General features: G+C 59.2%; 20 protein-coding genes. 7 read left to right on the top strand and 13 right to left on the bottom strand.

Annotated elements, in window-relative coordinates; all coding sequences use genetic code 11:
* The first annotated feature begins 2 nt into the window (after positions 1-2).
* The 4 genes from BM074_RS20015 (at position 3) to BM074_RS20000 (ending at position 3584) form a co-directional block, all read left to right on the top strand.
* Positions 3-455 (top strand): Lrp/AsnC family transcriptional regulator, encoded by a 453-nt coding sequence (locus BM074_RS20015; RefSeq protein ID WP_027232945.1) that lies wholly within the window; start codon positions 3-5, stop codon positions 453-455.
* Positions 456-534: 79 nt separating this feature from the next.
* Positions 535-1503 carry a GAF domain-containing protein gene (locus BM074_RS20010; RefSeq protein WP_027232946.1) on the top strand — a complete coding sequence of 323 codons (969 nt, stop codon included), beginning with the start codon at positions 535-537 and terminating at the stop codon, positions 1501-1503.
* 158 nt (positions 1504-1661) lie between these two features.
* Positions 1662-3179, top strand: a complete 1518-nt coding sequence (adh, locus tag BM074_RS20005; RefSeq protein ID WP_091924609.1) for an aldehyde dehydrogenase — start codon at positions 1662-1664, stop codon at positions 3177-3179.
* Positions 3180-3239: 60 nt separating this feature from the next.
* Complete coding sequence (locus BM074_RS20000) at positions 3240-3584, top strand: DUF779 domain-containing protein (RefSeq protein WP_091924607.1); 345 nt, start codon at positions 3240-3242, stop codon at positions 3582-3584.
* A 165-nt stretch (positions 3585-3749) separates the two neighbouring features.
* On the opposite strand, the gene repC is transcribed toward BM074_RS20000, so the two are convergent.
* The 13 genes from repC to efeU form a co-directional block, all read right to left on the bottom strand.
* A complete protein-coding gene (gene repC, locus BM074_RS19995; protein WP_091924604.1) occupies positions 3750-5027 on the bottom strand; it encodes a plasmid replication protein RepC in 1278 nt (425 codons plus the stop codon).
* A gap of 159 nt (positions 5028-5186) precedes the next feature.
* Complete coding sequence (repB, locus tag BM074_RS19990) at positions 5187-6152, bottom strand: plasmid partitioning protein RepB (protein WP_091924602.1); 966 nt, start codon at positions 6150-6152, stop codon at positions 5187-5189.
* Between the two features lie 83 nt (positions 6153-6235).
* Positions 6236-7435, bottom strand: a complete 1200-nt coding sequence (repA, locus tag BM074_RS19985; protein ID WP_091924599.1) for a plasmid partitioning protein RepA — start codon at positions 7433-7435, stop codon at positions 6236-6238.
* A gap of 267 nt (positions 7436-7702) precedes the next feature.
* Positions 7703-7828 (bottom strand): cytochrome bd-I oxidase subunit CydX, encoded by a 126-nt coding sequence (gene cydX, locus BM074_RS19980; protein ID WP_091924596.1) that lies wholly within the window; start codon positions 7826-7828, stop codon positions 7703-7705.
* A 16-nt stretch (positions 7829-7844) separates the two neighbouring features.
* On the bottom strand, positions 7845-8999 hold the full coding sequence (gene cydB, locus BM074_RS19975; protein WP_091924593.1) for a cytochrome d ubiquinol oxidase subunit II: 1155 nt from the start codon (positions 8997-8999) through the stop codon (positions 7845-7847).
* A 6-nt stretch (positions 9000-9005) separates the two neighbouring features.
* Positions 9006-10583: a cytochrome ubiquinol oxidase subunit I gene (locus BM074_RS19970; protein ID WP_091924589.1), complete on the bottom strand. Its 1578-nt coding sequence runs from the start codon at positions 10581-10583 to the stop codon at positions 9006-9008.
* A 79-nt stretch (positions 10584-10662) separates the two neighbouring features.
* The gene (cydC, locus tag BM074_RS19965; RefSeq protein ID WP_091924587.1) at positions 10663-12351 is read right to left on the bottom strand and encodes a thiol reductant ABC exporter subunit CydC; all 1689 of its coding nucleotides are present in this window, start codon (positions 12349-12351) and stop codon (positions 10663-10665) included.
* A complete protein-coding gene (gene cydD, locus BM074_RS19960; protein WP_091924584.1) occupies positions 12351-14111 on the bottom strand; it encodes a thiol reductant ABC exporter subunit CydD in 1761 nt (586 codons plus the stop codon). Before cydD ends, cydC begins: the two co-directional genes overlap by 1 nt.
* A 4-nt stretch (positions 14112-14115) precedes the next feature.
* Complete coding sequence (locus BM074_RS19955) at positions 14116-14688, bottom strand: GbsR/MarR family transcriptional regulator (protein WP_027232955.1); 573 nt, start codon at positions 14686-14688, stop codon at positions 14116-14118.
* A gap of 175 nt (positions 14689-14863) precedes the next feature.
* Positions 14864-15691, bottom strand: coding sequence for an iron uptake system protein EfeO (gene efeO / locus BM074_RS19950; protein ID WP_091924581.1), 828 nt, complete (start codon positions 15689-15691; stop codon positions 14864-14866).
* Between the two features lie 11 nt (positions 15692-15702).
* Complete coding sequence (gene efeB, locus BM074_RS19945) at positions 15703-17010, bottom strand: iron uptake transporter deferrochelatase/peroxidase subunit (RefSeq protein ID WP_091924577.1); 1308 nt, start codon at positions 17008-17010, stop codon at positions 15703-15705.
* A gap of 5 nt (positions 17011-17015) precedes the next feature.
* Complete coding sequence (gene efeO, locus BM074_RS19940; RefSeq protein WP_091924575.1) at positions 17016-18206, bottom strand: iron uptake system protein EfeO; 1191 nt, start codon at positions 18204-18206, stop codon at positions 17016-17018.
* A gap of 14 nt (positions 18207-18220) precedes the next feature.
* Complete coding sequence (efeU, locus tag BM074_RS19935) at positions 18221-19063, bottom strand: iron uptake transporter permease EfeU (protein ID WP_091924573.1); 843 nt, start codon at positions 19061-19063, stop codon at positions 18221-18223.
* A 324-nt stretch (positions 19064-19387) separates the two neighbouring features.
* Here efeU and BM074_RS19930 point away from each other — a divergent pair, with 324 nt between their 5' ends.
* From BM074_RS19930 to BM074_RS19920, 3 genes are read left to right on the top strand one after another with little or no spacing between them, the layout of a single operon-like run.
* Positions 19388-20059 carry an amino acid ABC transporter permease gene (locus tag BM074_RS19930; protein ID WP_091924570.1) on the top strand — a complete coding sequence of 224 codons (672 nt, stop codon included), beginning with the start codon at positions 19388-19390 and terminating at the stop codon, positions 20057-20059.
* On the top strand, positions 20059-20730 hold the full coding sequence (locus BM074_RS19925; protein WP_091924567.1) for an amino acid ABC transporter permease: 672 nt from the start codon (positions 20059-20061) through the stop codon (positions 20728-20730). Before BM074_RS19930 ends, BM074_RS19925 begins: the two co-directional genes overlap by 1 nt.
* 1 nt (position 20731) lies before the next feature.
* Positions 20732-21466 carry an amino acid ABC transporter ATP-binding protein gene (locus tag BM074_RS19920; RefSeq protein WP_091924565.1) on the top strand — a complete coding sequence of 245 codons (735 nt, stop codon included), beginning with the start codon at positions 20732-20734 and terminating at the stop codon, positions 21464-21466.
* Position 21467 lies beyond the last annotated feature (1 nt).

The raw sequence follows: 21467 nt of genomic DNA, 5'->3' as shown, positions 1-21467 counted from the left end.
CAATGAAAGAGCTTGATGACAAGGACCGCGCGATCCTCAGCATTCTTTCGCGCGATGCCAAAATTCCCATCAAGACTCTCGCCGGCGAGATCGGTCTTTCGCGCAGCGCGACGAGCGAAAGGATACTCTTTCTCGAAAAGTCAGGTGTCATTCGCGGCTATCGCGCCGATATCGGCCAACTGAACGAAGGGCTGATTTGCGCCTTTCTACTCATCAGCCTGGTTCGCACGCCCTCGCTCGGCGTCCTCGACCGCCTTGCCGCCTATCCCGAAGTTCGGCGTGTCTCGTCAGTCAGCGGCCAACTTGACCTGATCGTCGAAATTGAAGTGCCATCGATCAATCACCTCAACATAATTCGCGACAGGGTCGCGACGATGGATCAGGTCGACGATGTAACGACGTCGATCATCCTGCGGCGCGACATCGACCGAGGCGACGCCAGCCTCGCACTTTAGCTGTTGCCGACTTGACGGCGGACCGCCGCGACCTATGCTGCTATGGATCGGCGGATCGCCAGCACTCTGGGAGGAGAGCATGGGAAGACTGCATGAGGTCTTGCACGCGGAACACATCCAAACGGCGCTTGCCGGCGATGCTGCGGCGCAGTCAGCACTTGTCGCATCGTGGGGACGGTCCATGCGCCTCTATGGGCTCAACCCGGAGGAACATACGCCACCGAACGTTTTGACAGACCGCGAACTATCGGAGGCGCGCGAACGGCTCGGTTCGTTGATCGACACGGCATCCGGAACCCTCGACCGCCTCTATACTGCCGTCGGCGGTGCCGGTTGCTGCGTTCTCCTCGCCGACAAGGAGGGCGTGCCGGTCGATCGTCGCGGCTATGCCGGTGACGATACGACGTTCTACAAGATCGGGCTTTGGACGGGAGCCGTGTGGAGCGAAGAAAGCGAAGGCACGAACGGGATTGGAACCGCCATTGCCGAGCAACGATCGCTGACCATCCACCGCGACCAGCATTTTCGCAGCCGCAACACCGCCCTTTCCTGCACTGTCGCGCCCATCTTCGACCATCGCGGTCGCTTGATGGCCGTGATCGATGTCTCGTCGGCGCGGTCCGATCTCACGGAAGACTTTGTCAAGCTTATTGCCATGGCGGTCGTCGATGCGGCCCGCCGTGTCGAGGCCGAGAATTTCCGTCTTGCTTTTCCCAAGGCGCGCATCGTCATGGCAGGCGACAATATTGCCGGCGATCGCGTCGTCAATGCGCTGATTGCCGTCGACCAGGACGATCTCGTCATCGGCGCGTCACGGTCCGCACGCCACGTCTTCGGCTTGACTGATGAAAGCCTCAGCGGTCCCCTGCCGGCCGCCAATCTCCTTGGCCAGGAGATCGATCCCGAACGCGGTTTCGCCTCGGCCGAGCGCAGCGTCATCCGCCGCGCCCTAAGCAATGCAGGGGGTAATGTTTCCCTTGCGGCCGGAATGCTTGGGATGAGCCGCGCCACGCTGCATCGGAAGCTTAAGCGCCTCGGACTCAATTAGCGCGGGCAATTGTCTCAGATCTGCGACACTCGCACTGTCATGTTGCTGGCACCCGGCTGACAGGCCGGGCTTTCTCACTGATGCTCCAACCCTGCCGCAGGAGGCGGTATTTAACGCGCGAGTTCGTCAAAACCGGCTCGCGTCAGGGAGGAAATCACATGAACAAGGTAGAGTTCAACCGCACAGCCAAACCCAAATTCAAGTCGCGATACGGCAACTTCATCGGCGGTAAATTCGTCGAGCCGAGGTCCGGCAAATATTTCGAAAACACCTCGCCGGTGAACGGCCAGGTAATTTGCGAAATCGCCCGCTCCGATGCCAGCGATGTCGAAGCAGCACTCGATGCAGCGCATGCTGCCAAGGAGGCCTGGGGTCGTACCAGCGCGGCCGAGCGCAGCGTCATCCTCAACAAGATCGCCCAGGTGATGGAAGACAACCTCGACATCCTGGCCGAAGCTGAAACCTGGGACAACGGCAAGCCCATTCGCGAAACGACCGCAGCCGACCTGCCACTGGCGATCGACCATCTGCGCTATTTCGCCGGCGCCATCCGCGCGCAGGAGGGTGGCATTTCCGAGATCGACCACGACACGGTCGCCTATCATTTCCACGAACCGCTCGGCGTCGTCGGCCAGATCATTCCGTGGAACTTCCCGCTTCTCATGGCGATCTGGAAGCTTGCTCCCGCGCTCGCTGCCGGCAACTGCGTCGTGCTGAAGCCTGCTGAACAGACCCCCGCATCGATCCTTGTTTTCGCTGAATTGGTCGGCGACCTTCTGCCGCCAGGCGTCCTTAATATTGTCAACGGCTTCGGCCTTGAGGCAGGCAAGCCCCTCGCCTCCAGCCCGCGCATCGCCAAGATCGCATTTACCGGCGAGACGACGACTGGCCGGCTGATCATGCAATATGCAAGCCAGAACCTCATTCCGGTCACACTCGAACTCGGCGGCAAATCACCCAACATCTTCTTCAAGGATGTCACGGCTGAGGATGACGATTTCTTCGACAAGGCGATCGAAGGTTTCGTCATGTTCGCGCTCAATCAGGGCGAGGTTTGCACATGCCCGAGCCGCGCCCTCGTTCATGAAGCAATCTATGACAAGTTCATGGAGCGTGCGTTGAAGCGCGTCGAGGCTATCGTCCAGGGCGACCCGCTCGATCCAGCGACCATGATCGGCGCGCAGGCCTCCAGCGAACAACTCGAGAAGATCCTCTCCTACATGGACATCGGCAGGCAGGAAGGCGCCGAGGTCCTGATCGGTGGCGGTCGCAACGAACTTCCAGGCGATCTTGCCGGCGGCTACTATGTCAAGCCGACGGTGTTCAAGGGTCACAACCGCATGCGCATCTTCCAGGAAGAGATCTTCGGTCCAGTGGTTTCCGTGACCACCTTCCGGGATAATGACGAGGCCCTGTCGATTGCCAATGACACGCTCTACGGTCTCGGCGCCGGGATCTGGAGCCGCGACGCCAATACCTGCTATCGCTTTGGCCGCGCCATCCAGGCCGGACGCGTGTGGACCAATTGTTACCACGCCTACCCGGCGCATGCCGCGTTCGGCGGATACAAGCAGTCCGGCATCGGCCGGGAAAATCATCTGAAGATGCTTGACCACTACCAGCAGACGAAGAACATGCTTGTGAGCTACAGTCCAAAGAAACTCGGCTTCTTCTGACCGGTTGGATCATTGATGGCGCTGGAAGGCCGGCGCCATCAATTTCACTTGGAGGCTCGCATGGAAGAAAAAGTCACCGCCACCCCTGCTGCACTCGAATTGATTTCGACCCTGCAATCGGAATACGGGCCGATCCTCTTTCACCAGTCCGGCGGCTGCTGCGACGGTTCTTCGCCCATGTGCTATACGCAAGGCGATTTCATCATCGGTGACCAGGACGTCAAGCTTGGCGAGATCGGCGGCGCGCCGGTCTATATCAGCGCCTCCCAGTACGATGTCTGGAAACACACCGACCTGATCATCGATGTCGTTCCGGGACGGGGTGGCATGTTCTCGCTCGACAATGGGCGTGAAGTGCGGTTCCTCACGCGGTCCACGATCTGTGCCGTTGGCAGCAACGACTAACCGCGGCTTTGCTCCCCCCGAAAGGCCAAGCGCAGCCCACCCGTTAATCCTCTGTTTAGGTTAATGTTTTTGTCGAAGCGGAAGACAAAACGACGTTCACTTCCGCTTCATCGGCGCATCCATATGTTCGCTCGCCATGCCTGGCTGTCATAAATCCGGCCTTCGTCATGTTTTCACCAGTTGAACGTGGCTGCCATTGGCCCGCAGCTGAGCAAGGAGCATCGGCCAGACCGAAAACTCCTCGCGTGCCGCCTTGTCCGTCAAGGAACGCAGATAACCGCCGGCCGAGTTGATATGGTCTGCCCTTTCGAGGATGCATGCTACGACAATCGCCGCATTTTCCTGGCCCAGTATATCGCAAGCTTCCTCATAGGCCGAAGGACTCACCCCAAGCATCGAGCGCACGACCACGGCCGCGGCCATCAGGTCATGCCAGCTTGAAATACCGTCGCGCCCATAGGCGGCAATGCTCGGGCATGCCTGGCGAACCAATGCAAGCGGGATAGGCCTGTCGGTCTGTGCAGTTTCCGGCGTCTGCGCGCTTCTGGCCATCTTGTCTGATACCGACTGCTTTGTCTCTGTCATGCTTCCCGTTTGATCCACGACTTTTGCCCCCTGGTCTTTTCTAAAGCTAGGTTCAAGATCAGAGGTGGATTGGGTGTTTGAATTTTGTTTGTGGCGCTCAGTTTGAGACTCTTTGGCGCTCATATTCTCAGAATTTAACTGTTTCTCCAGGTTGTTAGACACTTCCATGTGGATGCATTCCAGACCGTCCACAGCGGGTTCCAGATCGTGGATGGTCGCTTGACGCGGAATCCCGTCAATGACACTGCGAAACCGCCTGTACTGCACGCTCCAGTCGAGATCGGGCAAAGTCTCGAAGCCGAGTTCAATGAGTTTGACGATATCGCGCCGGAGCAGCGTTACGCGCTCCTTCATCAGTTTCAGCTGAAGCCGTTCGCTTCTCACCTGTTCGGCCATTCCTGCGAGTTCCTCGGCCCGCGCCACCAAGGGAGCCAGCGAGAAGCCGAATGCTTCACCACCCTCCCCTCCCCGCGCCTTGCGTGCGAAGCGTTTGCCGTTGGGGCTGTCCTTGCGGAAAATGAGCCCCGCTTCGATCAGGGCAGCGAGGTGGCGACGCAATGTGGCGGGAGCCATTCCATGCGCCCGCAACGACAGCTGCGCGTTCGACGGGAAGACAACAAGCCCGTTTGCTTCGCTGAGCTCCGCCTGCGGATAGAACGTCAGCAGAGCGTTCAATACCACCAGAGCGCGGTCCGAAATTGCCACCAGCGCCCTCGCCTCGCAGAGGCTCCTGAACAGCTTCCATTTGTCGATCGACGTTGCCGGATCTATCTCCAGGGCCAGGTGTTGGGTTGCCAACATGCCAAGCGATAGCGACCGCCGCCCAAAGGGCGTCGTGAATGCATTCCCCGTCTGCATTGCCTCTTACCTTTCTAAAGGCAAAAGAAATCCACTCGCCAGAACGACGTCAAAATATCTTGACACTGATTCGGGGAAATGCGATTCTCGATCCTGCTAGAGATATGAGAGAAGCCTTCCGAGACAGCGATGTTGAGGTGGGCTTTTTTCTTTTGCGGGTTAATCTCCTGATTTATTGACCGTTTCCGATTGCTGGAAGTCACGGTAAAGCTCCTCCAGCCTGTCGGTAATATAGGATCCGAAGCGCGAAGCGTTTTTGGCTTTGAGCGCCAGGGTAAACGCCTTGCCGTTGTCCGTGATATCGACGCGGAGCGACTTGTCCGTGGGCGCCCAGGCCTTCAGGCGCGAAGCAGCGGCCTTCGCGGGACGCTTGTTGGCCCTGCTCAACAAATCGAACAGTTGCCCAAAGCGCGCGTCGCCCGTCTCGGCTTCAAGTTCACCGGACGCTACCAGAGCCTTCGCCCTCGCCGCATTGCCTGGCATTTCCAATAGCTTCGAAAGCTGCCACCACCGATCCCGTCCCGTCGCCTTCGCGGCACCGATGGCGAGGATGATATCTTCCGGGATGTGCGCGCCGACGGACTGCATCTTCGAGAACGTCGTCGCATCGATCGCCAATGCGGACCTGATGATGGATTGATCGTAGCCGAGATCGCCCAGCCGCTTTGCAAACAGTGCGCGCTCAATGAAGGAAAGATTCGAACGCGCCGCATTCTCCTGGCCCTGTGCGATCACATGGTCCTGGTCCTCGAGCGCCTTCACGACGGCGCGGACTTGCCGGCCGAGATGCTTGGCCACCTTGACGCGGCGGTGGCCGAAGACAACCTGGTAGCGCCCGGCGGCCGCTGGGTGCGGCCGCACAAGAATGGGGGAGTCCTGCCCCCTCTCCCGCACCGCGGTCAGCAGCTCCTGAAACGCCTCGTCGTCCTCGTCGATACGGTCGGCAACGAACGATCCATCGACGAGATCGGGATCAAGTTCGACGACGCTTCCCTTGGCGAGTTCCTCGAAGGAGCTCTTTATCGAGCGCGACGCACCACTCACCACATAGTTCAGGGCATTGTTGCGCTCGGTCTTGACCGGCGCCGGGTTCATGACACTGCTGAAAATGTCCTTACGGGCCATCTATCTGCTCCCGCTAAGCTGTAAGCAATTGATCCTGCGTTCCAATTTCGCGTTTTTTACTGCGGTAAACCCCTCACCCATGGTCAGCGTCCCCACGCACGGTGAATGAGCGTTGCGATCTCGGCGTTGACCGCGTCCAGCGACTCAATTGCGCGTTCATAGGTTGATCGCGTGAAGCTGTTCTTCTCGACCTCATAGAGGGTCTGCTTTGTTAGCCCGGCATCGGAGATTGCCGTGGATTTCAGCATGGGATTGGAAAGGATCTCCTCGGCCAGCATCGATTGCATGAAGCCGACCATCTGGGCCTGCGGAATGTCCGTCGGCTCGTAGCGCGTGATCAGGTAGCGGAACCAGTCGAGCTGGACCTTTGCCCCGGCCTGCTTGACTGTCTTCAGGATCCCGCCGAGCATCAACAGGAACTGCGACATCGACATGAGATCGAGCATCTGCGGGTGCACGGTAATAAGAACGGACGTAGCCGCCGACATGGCTGTCAGCGTCAGATAGCCAAGCTGCGGCGGGCAATCGACAACGACAACGTCGTAGCGGCTATCCACTTCTTCGAGGGCCTTGCCGATCCGAGTGAAGAACTGACGACCTTCAAACGAGGAGCGATCCTGCATAGCCAGCGGGGTGTCGTATTCATATTCCTGCAGTTCGAGATTTGCCGGGATTATGTCGAGCCCGGGAAAGTTGGTCGGCAGGATGACCTCGGAGATCGGCTTGCGCTCATCGTCGTAACGAATGGATTCGTAGAGCGACAAATTGCGGTCGAGTTCGGGTTGAAAGCCGTGCAGAGCCGACAATGAGGCTTGCGGATCAAGATCGATCGCAAGAACGCGGTGTCCGGTCAGGGCGAGGTATTGGGCAAGATGCGCAGCCGTCGTCGTCTTGCCGGATCCGCCCTTGAAATTGACAACGGCTATAACTTGCAGCTTGTCGCCCGGTTTGCGGTGCGGCACGTACTTCTTCACTTCGGTGCGGCCGTTGCGATCGAGATAGTGCCGCAATTCCATCATCTGCTCGGCCGTATAGGAACGGCGACCGGACGCTGCCTGTGCGGGTACGGGGCCCTTGCCTTCGAGGTGCAGGCGCTTCAGATTGTTCTGGGTGACGCCGAGATAATGGGCGACCTCGGCCATTGAAAAGGAGCGCAATGTCTTCTTCGCATTCGGAGGAAACTTTTCCATCCGAAGTTGGTCCAGCCGGCGGGAGATCTCCGCCCCTTGATCGAGAATCTTGTCGTCGAACTCGAACTTGGGCAGAGGCATTGCGATATTCATCTGAATCGAAACCTCTAATAGCGCTTTTTCAAAGCAAACGCTTTACGAAGCGCCATTAAGCTCCGATTCGTCTGATCCGGCAAGAATTTTTGGGTTAACAAAAGGTTAACAGGATTTCGCCTGTGGAAGAGCCGGCAAATCCGTGAAGGCGTCAGCCGCTTTAAACGACATTTGCCATCACATGGATGCCGGCTCTAGGTGATTGATTCAACGCAAGAAATCAATCCAGTTTACCGCAGTAAACTCACGTGTAGAACAAAGCTGTGATCATTTGCGCTGATCGGTGCCGTCCTTGCGTGTCGCATCGTCCTCTACGAGTTCGTACCACATCGCATTAAGGACGGCGAAGGCCGCGGCGAATGGTAATCCGAGAAGCCAGGAGAAATACCACATGATTCTATCCTTTCAATCAGTAGGCGTGGCCGCTTTTGTCATCGACTGAATTGGCATCTACCTTGCCCCAGAGCACGTGATAGACCCAGCTTGTGTAGGCGACGATCAGCGGGATGAAGATCGCGGTCACGACCAGCATGATGAACAGTGTGAGATGGCTCGAAGATGCATCCCAAACCGTCAGGCTCGACCGTGGATCCAGCGAGGAGGGGAGGATGAACGGGAACATCGACACGCCGACGCTTGCGATCATTCCGAAGATCGACAGAGCGCTCACGAGAAGCGTCGCTATTTCCGCCCTCGCGCGAAAGCCGTAAAAGGCCAGGGCAGCGCCGGCAAGTCCCAGTATCGGGGCGATGAGCAGCACGGGATAGGCGCCATAGTTGCTAAACCAGCCAGCCGGCGCCTCCGCCACCGTTTTCATGAGTGGGTTTGACGGGCCGTGAGGATCTATCGCGCTCGTGATGACGTAGCCATCAATGCCCAGCCAAAGAATGATACCGGCAAGAGCGTAAAGTACGAGCGTCACGAGTGCCGCGAGCGCGCCATAGCTGCGGGCGCGTTCGGCGATCGGGCCTTCGGTCTTCAGCATCAGATAGGCGCTCCCATGCATGATGAGCATCACGACCGAAAGCACGCCGCACAGCAAGGCGAACGGATTGAGCAGGCCGAAGAACGTACCCTCGTAAAAGACGCGAAGGTCGTTGTTGAAGCGGAACGGAACGCCCTGGAGGACATTGCCCACCGCAACACCGAAGATAAGCGACGGCACAAACCCGCCGATGAAAAGAGCAATATCCCAGCCGCTGCGCCAGCGGTCGCTATCGCGCTTCGAACGGTATTTGAAGGCAACCGGCCGCAAGATCAATGCCGCGAGGATTGCGAACATCGCGAGATAGAAGCCCGAGAAGGAAACCGCGTAAAGCGGCGGCCATGCGGCGAAGATAGCGCCGCCGCCAAGAATGAGCCAGACCTGGTTGCCTTCCCAGGTGGGGCCGATGACATTTATCGCAATGCGCCGCTCTGTCTCGGTCTTGGTGACGAAGGGCAGGAGCGTGCCAATCCCGAGGTCGAAGCCGTCGGTAATGGCGAAGCCGATGAGAAGAACACCCAGCAGGACCCACCAGATAAGGCGCAGGAGCTCATAGTCGATGAATTGGTGCAGTATCATGTTTGCTTACTCCGCTGGCACGATGTGCGGGGAAATGAGTTCGGCTTCCGGCTCGGTGTCAGGGTCGGGGCCTTTTTGGATAGCGCGCAGCATCAGGCCCATCTCGATGAAGATCAGAACCGTATAGATCAGCACGAAACCGCAAATGGTGAGGAGCACCGTCGATGCACCGAGGCTGGAGACCGCCGCGGCTGTCGGAAGAACGCCTTCGATGATCCAGGGCTGACGACCGGATTCGGCGACCACCCAGCCGAGTTCGGCGGCGATCCAGGGGAGGGGGATCGCAAACACGGCGACCCGCAACAGCCAGGGATAGGCGTCGATCTTGCGGCGAACGGACAGAATGAAGAAGGTCGTCGTCAGGATAATGAAGAAGATACCGAGCCCAACCATGATGCGGAACGACCAGAACAGTCTCGGGACGTTCGGAACCGTATCCCAGGCCGCCTTGTCGATCTGCTCGGGTGTGGCGAGGCGCGGATCATCCACATAGCGCTTCAGCAGCAGGGCGTAGCCGAGATCGGCGCCATTCGCCTCGAAAGCATCGCGCACCTCGGCGGAAACAGCCGTCGTGCTGCCGACCTCTCTTATTTTCTGCAAGGCGTCATAGGCGATGATGCCTTCCTTAATACGCAAACGGGCGTGTTCGACAAGTTCCTCAATGCCGGGGATTGGCGTCGTCAGCGACCTCGTACCGATCAATCCCATAACCCACGGGACGCGCACTGCAAAATGCGTTTCCCGCGATTCCTGATCGGGGAAGCCGAAAACGGTGAAAGCGGCGGGGGCAGGTTCCGTCTCCCACATCGCTTCGATCGAGGCGAGTTTCATCTTCTGGTGCTCAGTCGACAGATATCCGCTCTCGTCACCGAGAACGACGACCGATAAGGCGGATGCGAGGCCGAACGAGGCGGCGACGGTCATCGAACGCTTGGCGAGCGCAATGTGACGCCCCTTCAACGCATACCACGCCGACACGCCGAGAACGAAAAGCGATGCAGTGACATAGCCAGCCGAAACGGTGTGAACGAACTTCGCCTGCGCGACAGGATTGAACAAAACTGCATAGAAATCAGATACTTCCATGCGCATTGTCTGCGGATTGAAGGTCGCGCCTACGGGATTCTGCATCCATCCATTGGCGATGAGTATCCAGAGCGCCGAAAAGTTGGAACCGGCGGCAACACACCAGGTCGCGACGAGGTGGCCGACCTTCGACAGCTTGTCCCATCCGAAGAAGAACAGGCCGACGAATGTCGCTTCGAGGAAGAATGCCATCAGCCCCTCGATCGCGAGCGGCGCGCCGAAAATATCGCCGACATAGTGGCTGTAATAACTCCAGTTCATACCGAACTGGAATTCCATCACGATGCCGGTCGCGACGCCGATGGCGAAATTGATACCGAATAGGGTACCCCAGAATTTGGTCATCTGGCGCCATATGACGCGGCCGGTCATGACGTAGACCGTTTCCATGATCGCCAGGAGTATTGAAAGCCCCAGCGTCAGCGGGACGAAGAGAAAGTGATATAACGCCGTTATCGCAAATTGCAGGCGCGAAAGCGCCACGATATCGAGTTCCATTGCATCTAGTCGGGCCTACCCCGACCCCCCCTGTTGACCGGCAGCACATTTGCGTGCCGCCGAATGAAGTTGCTGGCCCTCAGTCCGGCCGTAGCGCGGCGAGGGCGGTATCGAAAACCTTCTCCCCACGGCGCGGCGCAGCGACGATCCGCCCGTGTTCGAGAATGATGATCCTGTCAGCGAGTTCGGCCTCGCGGCGAATATGCGTCGCGATCACGACCGCATGGCCCGGCATGGCACTGCGGAGCTGTTGCAGCACGTCACGGGCGGTGGCGCCGTCGAGGCCTTCGGTCGGCTCGTCAAGCAGCCAGAGCGGCGCATCGCGCAAAAGCAGTCGCGCAAGAGCAAGGCGCCGCGATTGTCCGCCGGAGAGGCCGAGCCCGCCTTCGCCAAGATTGGTGCCGAGACCCATCGGAAGCGATGCAACAAGCTCGTTGAGCCCCGCCTGATCAAGCGCGCGATGCAGTTGCGCGTCATCCGCCTCCGGCGCTGCCAGCCGCAGATTGTCACGCAGCGTGTCCTGAAAAAGTTCGGTGCTCTGCGTCAGCAGAGCAGATTTTGCGGTTGCGACTTCGCCGCGATCGGCGCCAAGTTCACCGGCAATGAGCGCCAGCAGGGTCGACTTGCCGGCACCGCTCGGCCCGATCAGTGCAACACGCTCGCCGTCGGCAACTGTGAAGTTTAATGCGTGGAGGGCGGGGAGGGGGGCGCCGTCATGGGTGACCCTAGCATTCGCAGTACGAACCGCTTCGCCGTTCAGCGCCGCTGTTCGTGGCACGGGAGGGGAGGGGGGTGCAAGGCTTGGTCCAATTCTCCGTGCGGCGAGTAAGGTGCGGCCAAGCTCCACGGCGCCCCGGCGCAATGCTGCAAAGGGTTCGAGCGCTGCGAGGGCCACAAGAACGCCAAGCGCCGCAACGGGACCATTGATCGCGCCCGCGCTGGCAAGGGCCGCCATGGCCATGAGCGTCCCGCCAAGCAGGAGCGCCGAGGCGACCCCAAGCCCTGCGCCGGCGAAAACCTCGATCCAGTTCAGACGGCTATCGGCGGCAGCCGCCCGGCGGTCGGCGGCCGCCACCCCTTCAACTTGCGCCGCAAGCCGACCGGTCATCAATAGATCTGTCTGTCCGGCAACGAGATCGATGCTGCGGGAGCGGAGCGCCTCAAGCGCGTGAGCGCGGCGTATCGACGAGGCACCCGCGAACCTTGCGGCGATGAGCGGCACGCCAAGCCCTATGAGAAGCAGGAATGTCCCTGCGCCAAGACCGACAAGCGGATGCATCATCCCAAGAGTTACGGCAACGGCGAGCGCTGTCACGATCGCAACTGCTGCCGGTACGAGCACGCGCAGATATAGCGAATCGAGCGCGTCGATATCGGCGGTAAGACGGAACAGCAGGCGCGACGGCCGCTGAACGAGCAACCTTGCGGATTGCGGGCGTGACCAGTAGCGAAACAATTGTTCGCGCAAACCAGCGAGCACGCCGAGCGTTGCATCATGCGTTGTCAGGCGCTCGCCATAACGCGCTGCCGTTCGCGCGAGAGCCAGAAATCGGATGGCAGCCGCCGGTGCGAATACGTCGAATGCAAATGCTGTTGCAGATGAGAGTCCGGCAATGGCCGTCGCGGTGATGAACCAGCCTGAGAGGCCAAGCAGCATGATGCCGGTAAGAACCGTGGCCGCTGCGAGCAATGCACCAGCAAGGAGCATGCTGCGGCGCTCCCTGTAAAATAGCGCAATGATCGGCCGGAAAGTCTGGAGGATGCCCATCACGCAGCCTCCTGCGCGATCTGAGGCGATAGCCTGACGATGCGATCCATGCGGGCGGCGAGTATGGGATCGTGCGTTGCAACGATCAGCGTCTTGCCCCTGGCGATTTCGAGGAGGCCTTCGGTGATTTCGCGAGCGGTGATCGTGTCCAGATGCGCCGTCGGCTCATCGGCGAGGATAAGGCTCTTTCCTGAGCCAGCAGCAGCACGCGCGAGCGCCAACCTCAGTATCTCGCCGCCCGAAAGGCCGGAACCGCCCTCACCCAATTGAAAACTGCCGTGGGCTTCGGCGACGTGTTCGAGGGCGGCAACAGCCAGTGCACTGTCCGCGCGTGCCTTGTCTACATCCGGACGCCCGAGCGCGATATTCTCATATAGTGAGCCGGCAAATATATGCGGCCTTTGGCCGATCCAAATCATTCGATTGCGCAACTGATCTGCAGTCGCGCTTGTAAGATGCGTGCCGCCGATGACGATCCTGCCATTTTCAAGGGGAGCCAGTCCTGCGATCAGCGCAAGCAGGGTAGACTTGCCCGACCCACTCGGGCCCAGTATCGCGACACGCTCGCCGGGCTTTACCTCAAGGTCGAAGTCTTCCAGTACATCGCGATCACGCGCCGCGTGAGAATAGCCAAGCGCTTCGATCGAGACTGATGCGGCCTTATCATCGTCGTCCTGATCATTGCCGCCAAACCCGCCCACAATGGCGATGCCCTGATCGCTGAGCTCGGCAAGTGCGGCCAGCGCCGCTTCACCGGCAGCACGGTCGTGCCATACGGATGAAAGTTCCCGCAGCGGTTCGAAGAAGGCCGGCGCAAGCAGGAGGATGAACAAGCCCTCGCTCAGATCGAGCCGCCCACCCCAGGCACCGAATGGCAACTGTCCAAGATAGTGGAAACCGATATAGACGGCGACCATGGCTACGCCGAGGGCGGCAAAGAGTTCGAGAACGGCCGAAGAGAGAAAGGCAACCCGCAGTACGGCCATCGTACGCGAGCGCAGGGATTCGGCGTTGGCGCGCAACCGGTCGGCCGTCAGGTCAACTGCATCGAAAACGCGTATGGTCGTCATTCCACGCAGGCGATCAAGAAGAAAGCCGTTCATGCTGCCCATCTCGACCAGTTGCTTCTCACTGGCAGCCTTGGCGCGCCAGCCAATCAGCGCCATGAATAGCGGTATCAACGGCGCCGCCATGAGCAGCACCAGAGCCGGCACCCAGGAGAACGGGACAATAGAGGCAAGGATGGCAAGGGGAACATATGTCGCCTTGAGCCGCGCCGGTTGGAAGCGGGCCAGATAGGGCAGGATAGCCTCGGTCTGCTCGGTTATCGCGCTTGCTGCAAGCCCGGAGGCGGGACGCGTCATGTCGAGAGGCGAGCGCCGCGCCAGGGAGGCGATAGCGGTTTGGCGCAGTTCGGAAAGTGACTTGCGGGCGGAAAGGAACGCAACCCGCGTACCCGCCGCGTCAAGAGCAGACCGCAGGACGCCGAGGGCGACAACCCCAACGGCGAGCCAGACAATATTGCGCCAATCGGTGCCCGCGATAATCTGGCCAACCGCCATTGCCAGCAACCATGCCTGCGGAAGCCAGAGGAGGGCCGCCGCTAGTTGCAACCACGCTGCCGCCTTGGCGCGAGCGGGCTTTTGCTTGTCAATCGGCAGACTGGAAGACGGCTTATGAGTCGATTCCCGCACAGTGCATGCATCTGCCGGGCTCACCTCTGAGCGAAGCGCCAATGATGCATCTGCTGCGGGTTTCATGCCATCAACCCTTTTCAGTAGTGCGCTTCGATCTGCCGAGCGAGACGATCTTATCCTTCGCCTCCAGCAGTTTCGTGACTTTGGCGCCCAGCGTCAACAGGGTTGCCAGCCGGTCGGTCTCAAGTTGCTTGACATCCTCATACCAGGTCGTCAGCCGCTCGATGAGCCCATGCATTTCACTCATCCGCTCCTGCGCATGCCGTTCCGCCTCGCTCGCAGGCTGCTGCATCAGAATCTCTCGCAGGACCGACAGTGTAGGATCGACTTCACGCTTCTTGCGCTCTTCTGCGAGCGTCCGCAGGATCTGCCAGACGTCGTCGGGCGTCGTGAAGAAATCGCGACGATCATCGGGCAGGTGTTTCAAAAGAACCAGATTCCAGGCCTGCAATTCGCGTAAGCTCATGGAAACGTTCGAGCGCGAGATGCCGAGAGCATCAACGATCTGATCCGCGTTAAGCGGATCCGGCGAGACATAGAGCAGCGCATAGATCTGGCCAACCGTCCGGTTGATGCCCCAGCGGCTTCCCATTTCGCCAAAATGCAAAACGAAGGACTGTACGAGCGGCGGGAGATTCATGGTGCTCTTTCGCTTTATCTGTTATTTCAGAAATTACTGAAATGACAGTAGCAAAGAAAGCGAGCGGGTCAAGAATGGGTACGGAGCGGGGCGAAAATGCCGCATGCCGAGCGGGCAAACAAAAAGGCCCGGTCGCGATGACCGGGCCTCTTGCACCTCTCGATTCTCAGGCTTGTCAGTTCAGGCCGAGCTTTCCGCGCAAGGTCGAAAGGTCTTCGGCGAGCGTGTTGACGGCAGCGGCAAGGACCTTGCGGTCGTCTTCGCTCAGCTTGTCGTATAGCTCGTAGCCATCGGCGGTCTTGTACTTCGCCAGGGTCGTATCGACCGCGTCGAAATTGGCCGAAACCTTGGTCACGAAGGCGGCCTCATCCTTTTCGATCAGGGGACGAACAAGATCGAAGATCTTGCGCGAACCATCGAAGTTGGCCTTGAAGTCCCAAAGGTCGGTATGGCTGTAGCGATCTTCCTCGCCGGAGATCTTTGTGGCAGCCACTTCTTCCATCAGAACGGCAGCGCCGCCGACGACCTTCTCCGGCGGCAGGGTGAGGTCGGTAATGCGCTTGTTGAGCTCGGTTACGTCAGCCATGAGCTGGTCGGCAACCGGACCAAGACCCTCGGTGCTGTTCTGAGCGAAAAGGCCATACTCAATCCGATGGAAGCCCGTGAACCCAGGGTCCTTTTCAGCAAGCTCATGATCGTCGGCACGCGAGTCGATCGAGCCGTCAAGATCGCTGAAGAGTTCTGCGATCGGTTCGATCGCCTCATAGCTCATGCGGGTCGCGCCAAAGAGCGACTTCGCCTTTTCGACATCACCGGCCTTGATGGCGTCAGTGAATGCCTTGGTATCAGCCACGAGCTTCTCGGAGTTTTCCGACACATAAATCTTGTAGTCGGCGATCGGCTGCACGAGATCGAGTGGCGATACCTCGGCCACCGCCACACCAGGAAGGATGGCCGAGGAAAGGGCGAACAGGCTGGCAGAGAGTGTAAGTTTAAGCTTCATCGATTATCCCCTTAAGATCTGACGCGAGTCACGGCGTGACCCGCTGCTTCGAGTAGTGTCCGGCCCAGGAAGTCGGTTTCATCAAGTGGGCCGGGTAGTGTGAAGAAGAAGCCGCCGCCGATCGGCTTGATGTATTCTTCCAGCGGTTCACCATCCAGCTGGCGCTGCACAGTGATGAACCCTTTTTCAAGATCGGCCTGGTAACAGATGAACAGCAGTCCCTGTTCGAGCTGACCGGACTTGCTGACACCATTCGAATAGTTGAACGGACGGCGCAGGATGAGATTGGCCTCGGATTCCGGCGTGCGCAGATTGGCGAGCCTGATATGGGCATCGAGCGGCGTCACCTTGCCCTCTGGATCCTTCGCATAATCCGGTAGGTCATGTTCGGTTTCGCCAGAAAACGGAGCGCCGGTTGCTTTCTTGCGCCCGATGATGCGCTCCTGTTCGCCAAGCGGCGTCCGGTCCCAGCGTTCGACGAAGTTGCGGATGATGCGCACCACCTGGTAGGAGCCCCGACGCGCCCATTCGGGCTCATCGCTGTTCTCCGTCAGCCAGACAATGCGGTCCATCAGTTCGGTATTATTGGCGTCCGGATTGGCCGAGCCATCGCGGAAGCCGAGGAAGTTGCGCGCGCTCTCATGACTACCGTCTGGCTTTGGTGGCAACACAGGGACAGAGCCCTCCTGCTTCCAGCGCAAAACCAGAAGGTCCGGCATGGTCTTGATGATATCGCGCAGCGCGTGAATGTTGGTATCGGGCGTGTTGGACGATATCTGCAACGCCAGATCGCCGTGGCAAAGGTCGCCATCAAGCGCGTCATTGCGAAACGCCTTCATTCGCGACAACCGCTTCGGCTTGTGTGCCCCGAGCCAATCGCGCTTGGCAAAGAACGACGAGCCGAGCGAGACCGTCATGGTCAAATTATCTGGTGGGACGACGGGCCCGAGAATGCCCGAATCCGACGGCGGCAATCTGTCGTCGAAAACAGGGGGCTTGCCGCCCTGCATCAGAAAAGCGATGCGTTCCGACAAGGTGCGGAACAGCCGCTCGACGTCTTCAGGGGTCGAGGCGAGAACGTCAAAGGCTGCGATCATTCCGGCAGCCGGGCGGGGCGTGATGATACCGGCCTGATGCACGCCGTAGAAGGGCTGGCGCTCCTGCGTCTTGTCACTGACGGGAGCGTCGGTGACCTGTTCCTCCTGCTTCGCGGCCGCGCTTGCGCTGCCAAGCCCTGTGGCGAGGACACCGCCAGCCGCGCCGACGCCAAACAGTAAATTTCGGCGCGTGGTGACGAGGCCCTTGTCGTTCGCCGCCATCGTCGTTACTCCAATCCCACAGCGGCGTTGAGCTTGCCGATCGCATCCGCCAGCGCCTGCATCTTCTGCGAAAGGACCTTCCGGGTATCGGCATTGACGCCGTCATAGGAAGGATAGCCATCCGGCCCGCGAAGGGCTTTCAGCTCGGTGCTCACATCAGTCAAACGCAACTCAATATCCCCGACAACCTGCGGGGCTGCGGTCACCGCGACGGGCTTCAGCAGCGCCATCATCCGCGATACGCCCGCGACGTTTGCCTCGAAGTCGGAAAGATCGGTCTGCGCGTAGTGGTCGACACCCGCAGCCACCTTCGTCTCTGCCGTGGACGCCATGAGGCGCTGCGCACCCTTGGCGATCTGCTCTGGGGAAATTCGCAAACCGCGAATGCGGTCTTTCAGTGCTGTCACGTCGGCCAGCAATTTGGTCGAATAGTTTTCGAGCCCCGCCGTGCTTTTCTGTGTGTAGAGGCCGTATTCGATGCGATGGAAGCCGGTGAACGCCGGATCCTGCTCACGCTTCTCGAGATAATCGGCGACAGGATCGATGGCATTGTGAAGGTCCGCGAATTGATCTGCCATCGGCTCGATCTGCTTGTAGGGAACGCGCGCGCTTTGGTAGGCTGCCTTGGCCTTTTCGAGATCGCCCGCCTTGATGGCGGCATCGAGGGACTGGCTCGCCTTGACGAGGCTGTTTCCCTGGGTAACGAGAAACACCTGGAATTCGGCGAGCGGCCCAAGATAGGCGCGAAGTGCCGGCCGCGCCGCCTCGGCGTCGGATACGGCGGACGGTGTCACATGCAAAGTTCCGCGCGGATTGTTGAGGAGCCCACAGGTGATCTCATAGTCGCCGGGCTTCAATTTCGCCTGCAGCGTCTGGCTGATTCCCGGCGCGATATTCTCCCGCTCCTCGATCACCATGACGCCGTCGAGAATTTCCCACTCGAGCGCGCGATCCGATTGGTTGACGATCGTAAATGTAGAGGGACCGGCGGCCACGGTAATCGCATTGGGATCGCAGGCGCCGTTCTTGATTGTTACCGTGATGGCATCGCCCGCTGCCGCTGGCTTTACATTCTTCGATGCATAATAGAACGCGGCGCCGCCGGCGACGACGAGGGCCGCCGCCCCGACGACGGCCAATTGCATCAATTTCTGTGATGCGGGGCGAGGGGAGGCGGAGCCGGTGGATTGCGACATGAAGAATCGTCCGATCAGTTCGAGGGCTTGGTCGCTGGCGCGTTTGCGGCAGCCGAAACGTAAGGTCGCAAGAAAAAGTAGAGGCTGATCGCAAGGAACGAGAAGTAGACGATGACTTCGCCCAGCGTCGGCATATCCTGATAGCCGAACATGCCCGACAAGATGGTCCCGAGCGGGCTGCTTACCGGCAGGATTCCGCTCAAATCGACGACCACTGTCTGCAGGCTGTTCCAGACACCTGCCTCGTGGAAATGGCGCAGCGTGCCCGCCAGAATGCCGGCGGCAACAACGAGAATGAACAGGCCCGTCCAGAAGAAGAACCGGCGGAGATTCATCCTCACACCGCCGAAATAGATGCCGTAACCGAGCGCAATCGAAACCAGAATGCCAAGGACGGCCCCAAGTGGTGCTTCGCTCGATGGGCTCTGCTGGAAGATGGCGAGCAGAAAGAACACCGATTCAAGCCCTTCGCGCGCCACTGCGAAGAACACCATGGCGATCAGTGCCGTTGCTTGCCCGGACGTATGGGCGAGGGCCTCGTCGATATGGGTATGCAACTCTGATTTGATCGAGCGCGCGGCCTTGCGCATCCAGAAAACCATGGACGAAAGCACGATGACCGCTATCAGGCCGACGATCGCCTCGAAGAACTCCTGTGCCTTCTGCGGAAACTGGGCGCTGACCAGTTGCAGTGCAGCGCCGACAAAGAGCGACAAGGCGACTGCAAGGAGAACGCCCACCCATACGGCAGGCATCCATTCACCGCGTCCCGTCTGCTTGAGATAGCTCGCGACGATACCCACGATAAGTGCTGCCTCGATACCCTCGCGCAGCATTATCAGAAACGGAACAAGCATGAATTCGAACCCCAGCGCAGGCTTTACCGTGCGAATGACACGGCCTATACGCGGGCCAAGTCATAAACTTTCGCTAAAAACGAAGCAATAACAATATATTAGAAGTGTTCTAATCTATATCTGGACTGAATTCCTCAATTATTTCCGTATCTTGAGTACGCTTGTCCACTATAGCGCTTATCCGCTCTAAGCGCCGAGATGAAGAGCTGCCGCATTATTGCCACAATTCTGAACGGCGCTTGATGGAACCTTGTCTATCCGACTTGACACTCGGTCTGCGTTCGGCAAATGTGAAACCGGTTTCACTCGCTTCGGGATAGCCGTTTGAAATTTGACCTGATGATACTGGCGCCGCACGTGCCATTCTTGCTGAAGGGCGCGCTTCTGACGGCCGAGGCCTGCGCACTGGCTTTGTTCGGCAGCCTTGTCATCGGACTTCTCGTCGCGGCCCTGCGCACGTCATCTTCGCCGCTCCTGTCGCGCGCCGCTTTCATATATGTGGATCTGTTCCGCAATATCCCGTTCATCGTGCAACTGTTCTTCTTTTTCTACGGGCTTCCGGAAATCGGCATTTATATCGATGCCTTCACGACCGGGGTTCTCGCGCTTTCGATTGCGGGAGGTGCGTTCAGTTCCGACGTCATTCGCTCGGGAATTCTCGCCATCGATACAGGCATCCTTGAGGCTGCCGAGGTAAGCGGGCTGTCGAAACCGACTATATTTCGCAAGATCGTGATGCCGATTGCCCTGCGCACATCGATAAGGCCGCTCGGTTCAGTCTTCATCAATCTGGTGCTGACCTCGTCGATCCTTTCGACCATCACCCTCAATGAATTGACCGGTTCGGCGAAAATCGTGGCCTCCGATACGTTTCGCCCGTTCGAGGTCTATGCTGTGCTCCTGATCGTCTATGCAAGCTTGACCTATCTTATCTCGCTCGCGATAGGGGCGCTGCATCGGCGCCTCAATCGCGACCGCATGCCGGACGTCGCCTGATGCGGTATACGAGCTTCACCTCCTATGACCTGATATTGCTGGCGCAGGGTCTCGGCGTATCGGTGGCGCTCTTTCTTGTAACGACGCTCATCGGATTCCTGATCGGCACGATATGGGCGGTCATACGCTTTTATCGCGTTCCTCTGCTTACGCCGCTCATTACCTTTCTCGCGGAGCTTCTTAAAAACTCGCCGGTTCTGGTCCAGCTGTTTCTTGTATTTTTCGGCCTGCCGGCACTGTTGAAGATCAACGTTACGCCAGTCGAGGCCGCTGTCATCACGCTATCGGGCAACACGGCCGCGTTCATTTACGTGATAGCCGTTGCGGCGATCGAATCTATCGGCCGCGACCAGATCGAATCCGCGCGGGTTTTCGGCCTGTCGCGCTGGCAAATATTGCGCCACGTCGTTGCGCCGCAGGCGATGGCCTTTGCCATCGGGCCCCTGACGGGACTCCTCGTGAACCAGCTCCAGGTGACATCGTTGATCTCCGTCATCGGCGTCGTCGATCTCACCAAGATCGGCAACATTCTCAATCTGCGTACATTGAAGCCATTCATCGTCTGGACCGTTGTCGGCGGTCTCTACTACATCGCCGCCAAGCTCATCGCTCTTGGGGGCGCAGGGTTGGAGCGGCGCCTGCGCGCGCACACTGCATGGAAAGGTCTGTGAGATGATCCGCGCCCGCGGCGTACAAAAATCCTTCGGCTCCGCCGTGGTCCTCGACGGAATCGATCTTGACGTCAACGTTGGCGAGGTCGTCTCTATTCTCGGCTCCAGCGGGTCGGGAAAGTCCACGCTGATCCGCTGCATGAACGGGCTCGAACGGCTGGACGGCGGGCTCATCACCATCGACGATTTCGATGTTTCGAACCCGAAAGACCTTGCCGAGGCGCGCAAGCGCTCGGCAACCGTGTTCCAGCTCCTCAACCTTTACCCGCATATGACCGCGGTCGAAAACGTCACGCTTGCCCCGATCCAGGTGCTCAGGATTCCTCGCGCGCAGGCCGAGTCCGAGGCCCGCGCCTTGCTTGATTCTGTTGGCCTTGGGGCACGCGCTGACGCCTATCCGGCCCAGCTTTCTGGGGGGCAGCGACAGCGTGTCGGAATTTGTCGCGCTCTGGCGATGAAGCCTCGCTACCTGCTGCTGGACGAAATCACCAGTGCGCTCGACCCCGAGATGACCGCCGAGGTGCTCAATATTCTCGCGCAGCTTGCGCGTACGGGCACGACAATGGTGTTCGTCACCCACGAGATCGAATTCGCGCGGACGATTTCCTCGCGCATCGTCTTTCTCGACAAGGGCCGCCTCGTGGTCGACCTGCCGACCGACCGTTTTTTTGCCGGCGATGGCGGGATGGCCAATTCTCGCATCGCCCAGTTCCTCTCCAAAATGCGCAAAGAATAGA

The organism is Phyllobacterium sp. CL33Tsu, from assembly GCF_900113985.1.
GTDB classification, from domain to species: domain Bacteria; phylum Pseudomonadota; class Alphaproteobacteria; order Rhizobiales; family Rhizobiaceae; genus Phyllobacterium; species Phyllobacterium pellucidum.
Note: the sequence above shows the minus strand (reverse complement) of the source record. Positions and strands in the feature narration are given on the sequence as shown.

What these genes read in the sequence shown, in the direction of transcription:
- repC (WP_091924604.1), bottom strand. Translation starts at nt 5,027, where the DNA reads ATGCAGACGGGGAATGCATTCACGACGCCCTTTGGGCGGCGGTCGCTA.
- efeO (WP_091924581.1), bottom strand. Translation starts at nt 15,691, where the DNA reads ATGAAGCTTAAACTTACACTCTCTGCCAGCCTGTTCGCCCTTTCCTCG.
- BM074_RS19955 (WP_027232955.1), bottom strand. Translation starts at nt 14,688, where the DNA reads ATGAATCTCCCGCCGCTCGTACAGTCCTTCGTTTTGCATTTTGGCGAA.
- cydD (WP_091924584.1), bottom strand. Translation starts at nt 14,111, where the DNA reads ATGAAACCCGCAGCAGATGCATCATTGGCGCTTCGCTCAGAGGTGAGC.
- cydC (WP_091924587.1), bottom strand. Translation starts at nt 12,351, where the DNA reads ATGGGCATCCTCCAGACTTTCCGGCCGATCATTGCGCTATTTTACAGG.
- BM074_RS20000 (WP_091924607.1), top strand. Translation starts at nt 3,240, where the DNA reads ATGGAAGAAAAAGTCACCGCCACCCCTGCTGCACTCGAATTGATTTCG.
- BM074_RS20015 (WP_027232945.1), top strand. Translation starts at nt 3, where the DNA reads ATGAAAGAGCTTGATGACAAGGACCGCGCGATCCTCAGCATTCTTTCG.
- BM074_RS19920 (WP_091924565.1), top strand. Translation starts at nt 20,732, where the DNA reads ATGATCCGCGCCCGCGGCGTACAAAAATCCTTCGGCTCCGCCGTGGTC.
- efeB (WP_091924577.1), bottom strand. Translation starts at nt 17,010, where the DNA reads ATGGCGGCGAACGACAAGGGCCTCGTCACCACGCGCCGAAATTTACTG.
- BM074_RS20010 (WP_027232946.1), top strand. Translation starts at nt 535, where the DNA reads ATGGGAAGACTGCATGAGGTCTTGCACGCGGAACACATCCAAACGGCG.
- efeO (WP_091924575.1), bottom strand. Translation starts at nt 18,206, where the DNA reads ATGTCGCAATCCACCGGCTCCGCCTCCCCTCGCCCCGCATCACAGAAA.
- repA (WP_091924599.1), bottom strand. Translation starts at nt 7,435, where the DNA reads ATGAATATCGCAATGCCTCTGCCCAAGTTCGAGTTCGACGACAAGATT.
- repB (WP_091924602.1), bottom strand. Translation starts at nt 6,152, where the DNA reads ATGGCCCGTAAGGACATTTTCAGCAGTGTCATGAACCCGGCGCCGGTC.
- efeU (WP_091924573.1), bottom strand. Translation starts at nt 19,063, where the DNA reads ATGCTTGTTCCGTTTCTGATAATGCTGCGCGAGGGTATCGAGGCAGCA.
- BM074_RS19970 (WP_091924589.1), bottom strand. Translation starts at nt 10,583, where the DNA reads ATGGAACTCGATATCGTGGCGCTTTCGCGCCTGCAATTTGCGATAACG.
- cydX (WP_091924596.1), bottom strand. Translation starts at nt 7,828, where the DNA reads ATGTGGTATTTCTCCTGGCTTCTCGGATTACCATTCGCCGCGGCCTTC.
- cydB (WP_091924593.1), bottom strand. Translation starts at nt 8,999, where the DNA reads ATGATACTGCACCAATTCATCGACTATGAGCTCCTGCGCCTTATCTGG.
- adh (WP_091924609.1), top strand. Translation starts at nt 1,662, where the DNA reads ATGAACAAGGTAGAGTTCAACCGCACAGCCAAACCCAAATTCAAGTCG.
- BM074_RS19925 (WP_091924567.1), top strand. Translation starts at nt 20,059, where the DNA reads ATGCGGTATACGAGCTTCACCTCCTATGACCTGATATTGCTGGCGCAG.